Origin of the sequence: Halococcus salsus, from assembly GCF_009900715.1 — an archaeon.
GTDB lineage: Archaea > Halobacteriota > Halobacteria > Halobacteriales > Halococcaceae > Halococcus > Halococcus salsus.
Genome location: NZ_JAAAJC010000001.1, coordinates 1,081,539 through 1,094,073, shown reverse-complemented (window position 1 = coordinate 1,094,073; position 12,535 = coordinate 1,081,539). Strand labels below are relative to the sequence as shown.

The following is a 12,535-nucleotide window of genomic DNA, read 5'->3' as shown; positions in this document are numbered from 1 at the left end:
TCGCCCGCATCGGGACGATCGGTCACCGACGGGACGGGGGCGGTGAGGGGAGAGAAGTGAGAGATGTGTCATCTGCTGACTACCACCGTACTGACCGAAGCGATCAGGTTAACTGTTGTGGAGATCGGCATTTCGGTCGGCGGGTCGTGTGCAACCGTCCAGGAGAGTCGGACACGACCGTGAATCATCCGTCGGCAGCGCGTGTCGGAACGACCGAGTGAGCGGACACGAGCTACTATGTACCTACTGGTCGAAACGACCGAGAGACAGCATGCCAGGGGACGTTTTCGACAGTGCCGAGTACGACCGACGGATCGCGCGGACGAGGGAACGCCTGGCCGAGGCGGAACTGGACGCGGTGTTCGTCACCGACCCGGCGAACATGAACTACCTCACCGGCTACGACGGCTGGTCGTTCTACGTCCACCAGGGCGTAGTCGTCGCGCAGGATCACGACCCCGTCTGGGTCGGCCGGCAGATGGACGCCATCGGGGCGCGCGCGACGACGACCCTCCCCGAGGCGGACATCCGCGCGTACAGTGACGACCACGTCCACTCGCCCCACGACCTCCACCCGATGGACGTCGTCGCCGACGTCCTCGGTGATCTCGGGGTCGGTGACGGCCGGATCGGGCTCGAGATGGACGCCTACTACTTCACGGCGAAGTCCTACACCCGGCTTCAGGACCAACTCCCCGAGGCCGAGTTCACCGACGCCACGCTGCTCGTCAACTGGGTCCGGGTGAAGAAATCCGAGCAGGAACTCGAATACATGCGCCAGGCCGCCCGGATCTCCGAGAACGCGATGGAAGCCGGGCTCGACGCCATCGAGGAAGGCGTCCCGGAGTACGAGGCGGCCGAGGCCATCTACGGGGCACTGATCGACGGCACCGAGGACTACGGCGGGGACTATCCCTCGATCGTCCCGCTCCTCCCGTCGGGCGACTACACCGGCGCACCCCACCTGACCTGGACCGACGAGCCGTTTTCGGAGGGTGACCCCGTCGTCATCGAGCTCTCGGGCTGTCGCCACCGCTATCACTCGCCGCTCGCCCGAACGACGTTCGTCGGCGATCCACCCGAGGCGATCGCCGAGACCGCGACGATCGTCGTCGACGGTCTGGAGGCCGCGCTCGATACGGTCAAACCCGGCGTCACCTGCGAGACCGTCGAGGAGGCCTGGCGCGAGGAGGTCGCGAAGCACGGTATCGAGAAGGCCGACCGTATCGGGTACTCGGTCGGGCTCGGCTACCCACCGGACTGGGGTGAACACACCGCCAGCCTCCGACCGGGCGACGAGACGGTGCTGGAGGAGGACATGACTTTTCATACTATTCCAGCCCTCTGGTTCGACGAGTTCGGCGTCGAGCTCAGCGAGACGTTCCGGGTGACCGCGACGGGCGTCGAGACCCTCGCGGAGTTCCCCCGCCGGCTGTTCACCGCGTGAGAGGCCGGACTCGGGAACCGACTCGTCTCGGGGGTCGAGCTCGCGCCGAACACAACGATTTTGGCGGATGCCGAATACGTCGCCGTGTATGGCCTGTGAAACGACGAAACGACTGACAACGACGGTTCGGTTCGCGACCACTCGACGAGCGAGGGCGGGGATGGAGAACGAGCGAATCGAGCGGGAGACCGTGACGGGCGAATGACGGGGAACGACGACGACCGACTCGACACGGCCTCGATCCACGCGGGCGAGCGCGAGACGAACGACGCGCTGGTGACGCCGATCTACGCCAACGCGACCTACCGGTACGACTCACCGAGCGAGCGCGGGGAGTACCGCTACTCGCGGATGGCGGCCCCGACGCGGGCCGACCTCGAAACGGTGGTGGCGGACCTCGAAGGCGCGGCCCACGCGCGGGTGTTCGCCAGCGGCATGGCGGCGATCGACGCGGTCTTCTCCCTGCTCTCGGCGGGCGACCACGTCGTCGCGGGCAACAGCCTCTACGCCGAGACCTACGACCTGCTCGCCGAGTTCTACCCGCGCTACGGGATCGAGGTGAGCTACGTCGACGTCACCGACCCCGACGCGGTTCGCGAGGCGGTCGGGGAGGACACCGCGCTCGTCTACGCCGAGAGCCCGACGAACCCACTCCTCCGGATCACCGACCTGGAGACGACGGCGGCCATCGCCCATGAGGCCGACGCCCTCCTCGCGGTCGACAACACGTTCGCGTCGCCCGCCCTCCAGCGCCCGGTCGAGCTCGGGGCGGACCTCGTCGTCGAGTCGCTCACGAAGTACCTCGGTGGTCACTCCGACGCCATCGCGGGCGCGGTAGCGACCGACGACGACGCGCTCGCCGAGCGGATCTGGCGGATCCAGTACACCCGCGGTGCGATCATCGGCCCGTTCGAGGCGTTCCTGATTCGGCGGGGGATCAAGACCCTGGACGCGCGGATGGACCGCCACTGCCACAACGCGGCGCTCCTCGCCGACCTGCTCGACGGTCACGACGCCGTCGAACGGGTCCACTATCCGGGGCTCGCCTCTCACCCCGGCCACGAGGTCGCCGCCGAACAGATGGCCGACTTCGGCGGGATGTTGTCGTTCGAGCTCGCGGGCGGCGTCGAGGACGCGGTCGCGTTCGTCGCGGCGCTGGAGACGGTCACGATCGCCGAGAGCCTCGGCGGGGTCGAGAGCCTCATCGAGGTCCCCGCGGCGATGACCCACCAGGACCTCGCCCCCACCGAACTCGACGCGGCCGGGATCGACGCCGGCCTCGTCCGGCTCAGCGTCGGCATCGAACGGAGCGCGGACCTGGTGGCGGACGTCGAACGAGGGCTGGACGCCGTTGCGCGGTGATGTCGTCTCGACGATGCCGGTGAAGCGTTCGGTCACGACTATCGCGCCGTTGGATCGCACGACCGGCCGCGTGTGACGAAGGTGGACGGCCAGGGTCACTCCGTGGTTCGATGATGACGATCAGCGAAAGTCGGAAGTCGTTCGTGGCTGTGGTGGTCGCATGAACGACACCGATTCGGACGACGGGCGAGCGGAGCGGATGCGTGCGTCGGTGCTCACGGCGGTCGGCGAGGTCGAGGTTCAGGACCGCCCGCGCCCGACCGTCGCCGACGACGACGTACTGATCCGGGTGGGCGCGTGCGGCGTCTGCATGACCGACTACCACATGTACCACGGCTCGTTCGAGGCCCCGACGCCGCTCGTGCTCGGCCACGAGACCGCGGGCGAGGTCGTCGAGGTGGGCGGGAACGTCACGACCGTCGCCGTCGGCGACCGTGTCACGCTCAATCCGACGGTCCCCTGCAACGCCTGTCCGGCGTGCAAGCGCGGCGAGACGAACCTCTGTGCGGACAACACCTCGATCGGCGGGGCCGGGAACACCATTCGGGACGGCTCGTTCGCCGAGTACGTCGCCGCCCCGGCGTCGGTCGTCGTCGACTGCGGCGACCTCCCGGTCCGAACGGCCGCGCTCGCCGAACCGCTCGCGTGCTGTGTCCACGCCGTCGACCGGGCGGACCTCACGACCGGCGACACGGTGGCCGTCATCGGCGCGGGTCCGATCGGCCTTCTCATGGTCCAGAGCTTCCGGGTCGCCGGCGCGGGGGAGATCATCGTCTCGGAGCTCGACGCGGGTCGTCGGGAACTCGCGCTCGAACTCGGGGCCGACCACGCGGTCGACCCTGCCGACGGCGACGCGGTCGAGCAGGTCACGGCGGTCGACGGGCCGGTCGACGTCGCGGCGGAGGTCGTCGGGCAGACGGCGACGATCGAACAGGCCCGCGCCATGACCGGCAAGGGCGGGCGCACGCTGGTCGCCGGCGTTCCGCCACAGGACGCCACGATGGAGTTCTCGCCGTTCGACCTCTACTTCGACGAGGTCAGCATGGTCGGGACGTTCGCGCTGACCCAGGAATCCTTCGAGCGCGCGGTGACGCTTCTCCGGAACGACCGGATCGACGTCGACCCGCTCGTCACCGAGGAGATCGGGCTCGACGGGCTGGAAGGCGCGTTCGAACGGATGGGCAACACCGAGGGACTCAAGAAACTCGTCGTTCCGGACGGGACGGCCTGAGCGGTGTCGAACGCCGAACGACCGGCGGTCACGACGGGTCCACGTCACCGGATCCGGCCCTTCATCCGCGTCGAGACCCGTCCTCGAATCGACCGTGATTAGTTCGGTGGTGTGGCTCGGGCTCGGACTGACCGTCGGGCTCGTGCTCGTCGCGTTCGCCTCGGGTGTCGGTATCACCGCGATCGGACCCGGCGGGATCTTCCTCACGATCGCGCTCTACACGCTCACCGACATCGGCTCGGACGTCATCGCCGGCACCGTCCAGGTCGCGTTCATCGCCACCGGGGTGGTCGGAACCGCCGCCTACGTTCGCTCCGGCGAGCTCTCCAGGGAGCGGCTCTCGCTGACCGGGCTGCTCTGCGGCGGGAGCATCGGCGGGGCCGTGGTCGGGGCGTGGCTGAACGGATCGGTCTCCCGCGACCTGTTCGGCGTGCTGCTCGGGCTGCTCACCGGGATCGCGGGGCTCGTCATCGTCTACCGGGAGCTCCGGGGGCTGAGCGCGGTCTACTCGCTGGACCTCGAAACGACCGCCGGCCGGACGGGCTACTTCGTGGTCGGCGCGGTGCTCGGGGGGTTCAGCGGCCTCCTCGGCGTCGGCGGCCCGGTGATCGCCGTCCCGGCGCTCGTGTTGCTCGGCGTGCCGATGTTGAGCGCCGTCGCGGTCGCCCAGGCCCAGGGCGTGTTCATCGCGACGTTCGCCGCGCTCGGCTACCTCGCCCAGGGAGCCGTCTCGGGCCCGCTCGCCATTTTGGTCGGCGTTCCACTGCTCGCGGGGGTGCTCGTCGGGTGGAAGGTCGCCCACTTCGTCGACCCCGCACGGCTGAAGGTGGTCCTCGGCGGCGTTCTGGTCCTCGTCGCACCCACGCTCGTCCTGTAGACGCGGCAACGATCCGCGCCGTCCCCGGGTGCCGCCAAAACATCCAAGTACCAGGACGAACTCGCATCGTGCGCGGAAACTGACCCATGACCCGGCTCCGAAACCACCTGGCCGAACTGAACAGCAACACGAAATATCGGATCGTTGACCACCTCCGCGAACGCTACCGGAAGCCCATGGTCGCCACACCGTACCGGCTCGCGAAGACCGGGGTTCGTCCACGAAAGTAGCGCTCCGTTCGCCGAAACCGGTATACACCGCCCACGTACCCGCTGAGTACCGCCGCTCGCAAACAGTGCGCTTATCAGTACCGTCCCACTTCGTCAGATATACGTTATCCATATCTCGTCGTCGACGGTCGCCAGCAGTATCGCTCGGCAGAATATGACAGTAAAAAATTAATATACGTAGCATGAGTGAAAACAGGGAGGCCGGGGTCGATGGGGTTCCCGGCGGTGACTTCTTCGACAAATACGGTCTCGCGTTCGTGATGGTCGCGAGCTACTTCGGCTCGGGGTCGGTCTTCATCGCGAGCTCGGCCGGTGTCCAGTACGGCTACGCGCTGCTTTGGGCGGTCGTGGGGGCGGTGGTCCTCGGGTTCATCGCCCAGTACATCAGCGCGCGCCTCGGGATCTTCGGCAAACCGCTGATGACGTTCATCCACGAGCGGGTCGGCACGCCGGTAGCGACGGCGCTCGCGCTCGTGCTCTCGGTCGGCTGTATCGCGTGGGGGCTCGCGCTCACGGCCGCCGTCGGCGAGGGGGTCTCCGTGCTGCTCGGCGGGGCGATCCAGTGGCAACCGATCGCGGTCGCCTGCGGGGTCCTCGCGATCGTCGTCGGCATCCTCGGCTACGACGCGGTCGAGAAGGTCATGATCACGATGATGTTCGGGCTGTTGATCGCCTACGTCGTCGTCGCGGTCGGGAGCGGTCCCTCCATCGGTGGCGTCGCCGGCGGGTTCGTGCCCGGGATCCCGGACATCGGCGCGCTCACGCTCGTCGCGAGCATCCTCGGAACCACCGCGCTCTGGCCCAACTTCTTCCTCGAATCCATCCTGGTTCGGGAGAAGGGGTGGACCGACGAGTTCGCGATCCCGACGATGCGGCTGGACCTCGGCGTCGGCTACGCCATCGGCGGGGTCGTCACGATGGCGATCGTGATCGCGACGGCGGCGGTGCTCCGGCCGGCCGGGATCACGGAGATAGCGACGTTCATCACGCCCGGACGGGCGCTGGCCGACGTCCTCGGCGACTGGGCGTTGGTCCTCTTCCTCGTCGGGGCGATCGTCGCGGCGTTCAACAGCATCGTCCCCATCATGTGGACGCCCGCCTACATCATCCCGCAGGCCACCGGGCGGGACGTGGACAGCGACGACCGGCTCTTCCGGATCGTCTACATCATCGGTATCGGGGTCAGCGCGCTCTCGCCGCTTGTGGCGGCCTTCTTCGGGTTGAGTGTCGTGGACATGATCGTGTTGTTCCCGGCGCTCAACGGCGTGATCGGCCTCCCGATCACCGCGGTCTGTCTCGTCTGGGCGGCGAACAGCACGGGCCTGCTGGGCGAGCACACGAACGGGCCGGCGCTGAACGCCGTCGGTGCCGTGCTCGTGGTCCTCTCGGTCGTGCTCGGCGTCTCCTCGGCCCAGAGCGTGATCGGCGCGATCACCGGCGGCGGTCTGTAGCCGGACACCGGCTGTCGCCGTCGAATCGGTGGTGAAGACGCCGGAGACTGGTTTAGGCGTCGTCAGCGAACCGCTCGATGTCGCGCTGGAGACGCACGAGCTCGGCACGCTGCGCGGCGAGGTTCGCGATGTGGTCGTCGAGTTTCCCGATGGTTTCCTCGACCGTCGCGGCGAGCGAGTCGAGGTCGTGCTCGCCGGCTTCGATCCGGGCGCGACGGATGTGCTTGCAATCAGCCTCGCGGTACATGAAGTCCGGACAGGTACACGACGGGGTTCGGATGTCCACGAGGTACTCGGTGCCGTCCTCGCTGTAGACCTCGTAGATACCCGGCCCGTGTTCGAGGACGACCAGCCGCTCGGAGAGCGCCCGCCGGTCGCGCCTGTCGATCGCGTGCTTGAACGGTCGCGTCGCGAGCGCGTCGTCGTACGATGTGGTCGTGCTCATTGGATCACACGAGGGGATTCGGCGGGATAAGCCGGCGGCAACGCCGGAGTGAAAGTGAACGTCCCCTCTCTGAGGATGGCGATATCGAAGCGGAGAGCGTCTCTCCAGACGACCGGGACCACATTCGCGCCGCCGCTACGTGGTGTACGGCACCGCTGGCGGGACGACCGCCACCGTTCTTTCGGGCGCAACGGTCGTCCGGCGGCTCGTTCGTGCCACCCCCGTCCCCTCCGGCACTTCCACTTTCGGGACGGGGATGGCTCGCCCCCTTAGTACCGAGCCGCGTGTGTCGGGTATGAGACGAGACCTGATGCAGTGTTCCGACTGCGGCGAGTTCTGTATCACCGCGCTCGACGGCAGCGGGAACCGATACCGGATCGGTGCGAGCGGCTGTCCGAGCTGCGGCGAATCGAAGCTTCGCTCGGTCGAGGACACCCGAACGGGACCGCCGCCCGCATGAACGAACTCGTCTTCTTCGTCGGCGTCGCCGCCGGCCTCGGGCTCGGAGTGGTCGTCTACGCACGGCTCCGACGGTTCCCCGGGACGATGGAGGTCAACGTCGACCGCCTGCCGTAAAGCGGTCGTTAGCTGGTCGAGCTTCCGACGCCACGCACCAGGTCGCGCGCGAGGACGACACAGACCACGAGCAACAGACAGCCGACGGCCGCCATCCAGACTCCGGCGACCTGATCGCCGGCTCCGAGGGTCCGGAGACCGTTCAGCTCGACGAACACGCCCGCGAACGCGGCGACGACCGCGACGGCCGCCCGCACCGCGACGGTCCCCGCCTCGGCGGCGGTGCCGATGAGGGCTTCGAACATGACCACCCCGTCCCCACCCCGACGCAAAGCCGTTGTGTTTCGCGACGAAACGACTATATTCGATAGCGGTCGTGGTCCCCACACGATGGCGCGCTACGGCGACCTCGACTACGAACGGCTCACGAAAGGCGGCTTCGGCCTCGGCGTCGGGCTGTTCGCGCTCGGCGTCCTCGGGCTGGTCCTCCTCCAACCGCTCGTCGGTCCGTTCCCCGGCTGGGAGGAACAGCTACTGGTCGACAGCGAGGCGCTCGGGATCGTCGTCGCCTTCCTCTCGGTGCTGCTGTTCGGGATCGTGCTTCCGTTGACCGAGTGAACCGGCATGACTCGATCCGGCGTTCGACGATGCGGATGGACCGCTAACGCCGGACCGGAACGTCGTGGTCGGCGAGGTACTCCTTGACCTCCCCGATGGAGTACTCGCCGAAGTGAAAGATAGAAGCCGCGAGCGCAGCGTCCGCGCCCGCCTCGGTGAACACCTCGTCCATGTCGCCGGGTCCGCCACAGCCCGAGGAGGCGATCACCGGTGTCGAGACGGTCTCACAGACCGCTCGCGTGAGCGGAACGTCGTAGCCGTCCTTCGTGCCGTCGGCGTCGATCGAGTTGACGAACAGTTCGCCCGCCCCTCGGTCCTCGGCCTCGCGCGCCCACGTCACGACGTCGACGCCGGTGCCCTCGCGCCCGCCCTTCACCGTACACTCGAACCAGCACGACTCGCCGTCCACGGTCGTATAGTGGTCGCCCTCGCCGTCGAACCGTCGACGGGCGTCGACCGAGATCACGATACACTGGTTCCCGAAGGCCGCCGCCCCCTCCGTGATGAGTTCGGGTCTGTCGAGCGCCGCCGTGTTGATCGAGACCTTGTCCGCCCCCGCCCGAAGCGTCTCCTTGATGTCGTCCCGAGTCCGAATACCGCCGCCCACGGTCAGGGGGATGAACACCTCGTCGGCCACCCGCGACACGACGTCGAGCATCGTCGCGCGGCCGTCGGCCGAGGCGGTGATGTCGAGGAAGACGAACTCGTCCGCGCCGGCGGCGTTGTACTCCCGGGCCATCTCGACCGGGTCGCCGGAGTAGGTCAGGTCCTCGAAGTTCACGCCGGTGTAGACCGCTGGCTCGCCGTCCTCGTCGAGGTCGACGTCGATACAGGGAATGATGCGCTTTGTCAGCATTCGATACCGGATGGTCGGCGACCGGCGGTAAAAGCCCTGCCGTCACCGCGAAGCACTTACTCCCCCCACCCCTCGCCCCCGGCATGGACGACAACATGACGACGACGACCGGCGGCGGACTGGCCTCGAACGCGGCGGACGACCCCCGGGAGACCGCCCCGATGAGCCCGTTCTCGGCGCGGGCGGCGGGGATCGGGTTCGTCGTGTTGCTGATCGGGTTGGTGGTCGTCTTCGGGATCCCGGTCGTACTCGGGTAGCCCGTCGAGAACGGACCTCAGGCGGCCGCACCGTTCGCCGAGAGGAGCCCCCCGGCGACCGACGCGAGCTCGTCGGCGTCGGCGTCGGCGAGGCGCTCGTCGCCGAGCAGGAGCCGGAGCCGTGGTCGACCGACGTCGATCGGGACCTTCGTGGTGTGGATCAGGTCCATCTCTTCGAGCCGGGTCTTGGTTCGCGAGAACGTGGCCTTGCTCGCCACGCCGGTGTCCTCGCCCCACTTCGAGATGTCGTAGAGGAGCTCCTCGTTCTTGGCCGCGACGAGCAGGCTGATCGTGACCTCGTCGAGCCCGTCGTCGCCGCCGCGTGCGGTGTCGAGCGAGGCCAGCACCCCGTCGAAATCGGCCACCATCTCGGGGCCGAACGACTCCTCCATCGTCGCTCGCACGCGCGAGAGCGGCGGGGTCCGGAGCGTGTAGGGGGCGGCGTCCGCCCACGCGTCCGCGTACTCCTCGCGGGCGGTCTCGCTGAACGTCTCGTCGTCGGTGGCGAGCCCGGCAACCCGTCCACCCGCGGTGACGACCGAGAACACCGTCCCCTCGGTGATCACCAGCGGGCTCATGCCGTCGCCGTCGGCGATGCGGAGCGAGAGGGTTTCGTTCTCGATGAGGTCGGCGGCGGTGCTGGCCACGATGAAGTCGTCCATCACCGTCTTCAACGTGTCCTCGCGGGCGAACAGCCGAACCGTCGGCGGGTCGTCGAGGTCGTCGAGCACCGACACCAGGCGTTCGACCGACGTCGCCGACGCCGCGACCACGAACGACTCGCCGGCCGCGTCGGCGAGCGCGGCGCGGTAGATGTTCGCAACGTCCGTCTCGATCAGGTTCTGGGAACTCATGCGACTGACCACTAGGCGTTCGCGGTATTTAATTTCACTGGCCATCCCGGTCTGAAATGCCCGGATTTTCCGGAACCGTAACCCGAATCGTGCATAAATTTCGGATAAAAACCGCTCGTTCGTCCTCGGGGACCACGGGGGATCCTGTTCGAAAGGATCAACAACGCTTATGAATCCGTTGGTCGTCGCTCCGCCCGCTATGTCGGACGAACGAGGGTCGGTGTCGGGAGCCCGTTCCCAGTCCGGTGTCGAACCGACCACGGCGCTCGCGCGACGAGACCCCTCGGCGACCAACAGCTGTACTTACTCGGGTCCGTAGTCGGCCGCCACGAACCGGCCGTCCCAGTGGAGGTCGCCGTCGACCTTCGCCGGGACCCCCTCGGCCGCCAGCAGCCGTTCGAGCTCGGCGACCGAGCACTCGAACGTCCTGACCGTCCCCGACGAGAGGTGGTACTCGCTCTCGCCGTCGACGCAGGGGACGAAGAGGCTCCCCATCCCGCGCTCGGCCGTCGGGTAGGTCCGGTGTTCGACCCGGAGCCCGTCGTCCGCCCGCTCGGCCACGTAGAGGTTCGGCGTCCCGCTCTCGGCGTGAGCGATGGTGAACCCACCGTCCCCGACCACGAGGTACTGGCCGCCGACGATGATCTCGTCGCGGGCGATCTCGAGGGCGGCCCGCAGCGGGAAGCCGGCGTTGAGCAACCCCGCGAACGCCCGGCCCATCGCCACCGCGTTCCGGTTCAAGACGTCGGAGAGGGTGACGATGCCACCGATGGAACCCTTCCGTATCAGGCTCATCCCCTGCTCGTAGGACTGACAGGCGTTGAGCAGGAAGGCGTCGACCCCGACCGAGTCCAACGTCGCGGCGTCGAGCGCCCCGTCGAGACACTCGAAACCGGTCCCGTCGATGTGGCCGATGTAGTGGAGGAGGTCGGTTCGCTCCGCGAGGGCCTCGCGGAGTTCGTCGACGGTGAGGTCGCGCTCGACGGCGACGTCGAACGGGAGGTCGCGGTCGCCGTAGATCGTATCGACCAGCCCCTGTTCCTCGCCCATCTCGGCATTGTTGCAGACCACTCGCACGGTGCTGTCGCCCTCGGTCGGCGTGCGGTCGAGTCGGTTCCGATGGGCTTCAGTCGTGGCCTTGCTCGCGCCCAGCGGCGTGCCGTCGCCGATCCACGCCTGTTCGAGCGAGTCCGCCGCCGCGAGCCGGACGAACTGTGGAGGGTCGGTAGAGCTGGCGGCGACGCCCCGGCTCGTCTCGGAACGGCTCCCCCGAAGGAACTCGTCGAGCGTGGCGGCCCAGACGTTCGAGACCGCGACCTCGTGGGTGTGCGGCGACCGAACGACGGCGAGGTCGTCGACGAGGAAGGGGAGCATCTCGACGCTGTCGGGGGTCGGTTCGACGTGGGCGGTGAGCTTCCACTGGGGAAGGTGTGGCTCGATGGTTTCGTAGGGGATGTCGAGGGCGGCTTCGAGCCGGGCCGCCAGCGGACGGTCGTAGAGCGCGCCGAAATCGAGCCCCAGCGTCGACTCCAGCGCCGACCGCTCGTGGAGGTCGACCGGCGACCGACCCTCGGACCGGCAGAGACAGTCGAGGAAGAAGACGCGCTTGAGGGTGCGTTCGACGGTGGTCTCGAAGCCGGCAGGGCCGTCCAGTTCGTACTCGAATCCCGTCTCGGTCCGGATTCGGGGTGGGTCGCCCGGAACCACTCGCGCGCCGAGGTAGTACGCTAGCGGCGCGACCACGAACACCGACCGGAGGTCGGCGGGAACTTCGATCGTCACCCCAGTGTCGGGCGGTTCGAGCCCCGCGAGATCGATCTCCTCGCCGAGTTCGACCGTCGGTGGGTGTCCTCGAAGGGTCGGATACGAGCGCTCGGGCGAGGTGGTCTTGAGTGCCGAACCGAATGTCGAAATCGCTTGCATCATGTGCTCCGGGTCCGACGTCGTCGTCACCGTCGCCGCCGGCCGGTCGTGGTGTGAGCGCGCGCCCACCAATACGTCGGCTTCCTCGCCGAACTCGATCGACATCCGTTCGGCGTCGGCGGTCAGGTCCACCGAGCTCTCGACCACGAAGTAGAGTTTTATCGGGGCGCTCAGCTCGATGCTGTAGGTTCCCTCGGGCAGGTGCTCGTCCGCGAAGTGTTCGGCGTGGGCGACCACGTCGTTTCCGTCACGGACGGTGGCGAGTACGATGTTCGGCAGCGAGAACGAACTGGTGCGGACCGAGACGGCGGCCTCGACCGGGCGTTCGAACGACTCCGTTTCGGCGGGCTCGGGCGTGACCGACTCCGGTGTCGAGAGCACGTATCGGTGCCGCTCTACCGGGTCCACCACCGCGAGTCCGCCTTCGGCGTCGGGTTCGAAGAACACGGTTCCCATCTATCACCAGCG

13 protein-coding genes are annotated in these 12,535 nt (G+C 67.9%); 8 read left to right on the top strand and 5 right to left on the bottom strand.

The features are described 5' to 3' along the window. Positions 1-271: 271 nt before the first annotated feature. From GT355_RS05710 to GT355_RS05690, 5 genes are all read left to right on the top strand, one after another. Positions 272-1,447: a M24 family metallopeptidase gene (locus tag GT355_RS05710; protein ID WP_160133717.1), complete on the top strand. Its 1,176-nt coding sequence runs from the start codon at positions 272-274 to the stop codon at positions 1,445-1,447. 201 nt (positions 1,448-1,648) lie between these two features. Beyond that, positions 1,649-2,809, top strand: coding sequence for a trans-sulfuration enzyme family protein (locus GT355_RS05705; RefSeq protein ID WP_160133716.1), 1,161 nt, complete (start codon positions 1,649-1,651; stop codon positions 2,807-2,809). A 199-nt stretch (positions 2,810-3,008) separates the two neighbouring features. Further along, positions 3,009-4,040, top strand: a complete 1,032-nt coding sequence (locus GT355_RS05700) for a zinc-dependent alcohol dehydrogenase family protein (RefSeq protein ID WP_192927984.1) — start codon at positions 3,009-3,011, stop codon at positions 4,038-4,040. Positions 4,041-4,134: 94 nt separating this feature from the next. Then, entirely contained in the window at positions 4,135-4,917 is a 783-nt protein-coding gene (locus GT355_RS05695) for a sulfite exporter TauE/SafE family protein (RefSeq protein WP_240145723.1), read from the top strand. Between the two features lie 412 nt (positions 4,918-5,329). Beyond that, on the top strand, positions 5,330-6,598 hold the full coding sequence (locus GT355_RS05690; RefSeq protein WP_160133714.1) for an Nramp family divalent metal transporter: 1,269 nt from the start codon (positions 5,330-5,332) through the stop codon (positions 6,596-6,598). Positions 6,599-6,650: 52 nt separating this feature from the next. Here GT355_RS05690 and GT355_RS05685 read toward each other — a convergent pair whose 3' ends face one another. Then, positions 6,651-7,043: an SWIM zinc finger family protein gene (locus GT355_RS05685; protein ID WP_160133713.1), complete on the bottom strand. Its 393-nt coding sequence runs from the start codon at positions 7,041-7,043 to the stop codon at positions 6,651-6,653. A gap of 310 nt (positions 7,044-7,353) precedes the next feature. Between GT355_RS05685 and GT355_RS05680 the strand changes: the two genes are divergently transcribed. After that, entirely contained in the window at positions 7,354-7,503 is a 150-nt protein-coding gene (locus GT355_RS05680; protein ID WP_160133712.1) for a hypothetical protein, read from the top strand. A gap of 124 nt (positions 7,504-7,627) precedes the next feature. Here the strand turns inward: GT355_RS05680 and GT355_RS05675 are convergent, their stop codons facing one another. Beyond that, on the bottom strand, positions 7,628-7,864 hold the full coding sequence (locus GT355_RS05675) for a DUF8151 family protein (RefSeq protein ID WP_160133711.1): 237 nt from the start codon (positions 7,862-7,864) through the stop codon (positions 7,628-7,630). A gap of 85 nt (positions 7,865-7,949) precedes the next feature. Between GT355_RS05675 and GT355_RS05670 the strand changes: the two genes are divergently transcribed. Beyond that, positions 7,950-8,177 (top strand): DUF7860 family protein, encoded by a 228-nt coding sequence (locus tag GT355_RS05670; RefSeq protein WP_120071203.1) that lies wholly within the window; start codon positions 7,950-7,952, stop codon positions 8,175-8,177. Positions 8,178-8,220: 43 nt separating this feature from the next. Here the strand turns inward: GT355_RS05670 and hisF are convergent, their stop codons facing one another. Further along, positions 8,221-9,033, bottom strand: coding sequence for an imidazole glycerol phosphate synthase subunit HisF (gene hisF / locus GT355_RS05665; protein ID WP_160133710.1), 813 nt, complete (start codon positions 9,031-9,033; stop codon positions 8,221-8,223). 83 nt (positions 9,034-9,116) lie between these two features. On the opposite strand from hisF, the gene GT355_RS17970 reads away from it, so the two are divergent. Beyond that, positions 9,117-9,290, top strand: coding sequence for a DUF7550 family protein (locus tag GT355_RS17970; RefSeq protein ID WP_192927965.1), 174 nt, complete (start codon positions 9,117-9,119; stop codon positions 9,288-9,290). A gap of 17 nt (positions 9,291-9,307) precedes the next feature. Here the strand turns inward: GT355_RS17970 and tbsP are convergent, their stop codons facing one another. Next, positions 9,308-10,144 carry a transcriptional regulator TbsP gene (gene tbsP / locus GT355_RS05660; protein WP_160133709.1) on the bottom strand — a complete coding sequence of 279 codons (837 nt, stop codon included), beginning with the start codon at positions 10,142-10,144 and terminating at the stop codon, positions 9,308-9,310. A 303-nt stretch (positions 10,145-10,447) separates the two neighbouring features. Further along, entirely contained in the window at positions 10,448-12,523 is a 2,076-nt protein-coding gene (locus GT355_RS05655) for a hypothetical protein (RefSeq protein WP_160133708.1), read from the bottom strand. Between the last annotated feature and the right edge of the window lie 12 nt (positions 12,524-12,535).

Coding starts and splice junctions, on each gene's coding strand:
- GT355_RS05685 (WP_160133713.1), bottom strand. CDS start 7,043: ATGAGCACGACCACATCGTACGACGACGCGCTCGCGACGCGACCGTTC.
- GT355_RS05710 (WP_160133717.1), top strand. CDS start 272: ATGCCAGGGGACGTTTTCGACAGTGCCGAGTACGACCGACGGATCGCG.
- tbsP (WP_160133709.1), bottom strand. CDS start 10,144: ATGAGTTCCCAGAACCTGATCGAGACGGACGTTGCGAACATCTACCGC.
- GT355_RS05680 (WP_160133712.1), top strand. CDS start 7,354: ATGCAGTGTTCCGACTGCGGCGAGTTCTGTATCACCGCGCTCGACGGC.
- GT355_RS05670 (WP_120071203.1), top strand. CDS start 7,950: ATGGCGCGCTACGGCGACCTCGACTACGAACGGCTCACGAAAGGCGGC.
- GT355_RS05700 (WP_192927984.1), top strand. CDS start 3,009: ATGCGTGCGTCGGTGCTCACGGCGGTCGGCGAGGTCGAGGTTCAGGAC.
- GT355_RS05705 (WP_160133716.1), top strand. CDS start 1,649: ATGACGGGGAACGACGACGACCGACTCGACACGGCCTCGATCCACGCG.
- GT355_RS17970 (WP_192927965.1), top strand. CDS start 9,117: ATGGACGACAACATGACGACGACGACCGGCGGCGGACTGGCCTCGAAC.
- GT355_RS05675 (WP_160133711.1), bottom strand. CDS start 7,864: ATGTTCGAAGCCCTCATCGGCACCGCCGCCGAGGCGGGGACCGTCGCG.
- GT355_RS05655 (WP_160133708.1), bottom strand. CDS start 12,523: ATGGGAACCGTGTTCTTCGAACCCGACGCCGAAGGCGGACTCGCGGTG.
- hisF (WP_160133710.1), bottom strand. CDS start 9,033: ATGCTGACAAAGCGCATCATTCCCTGTATCGACGTCGACCTCGACGAG.
- GT355_RS05690 (WP_160133714.1), top strand. CDS start 5,330: ATGAGTGAAAACAGGGAGGCCGGGGTCGATGGGGTTCCCGGCGGTGAC.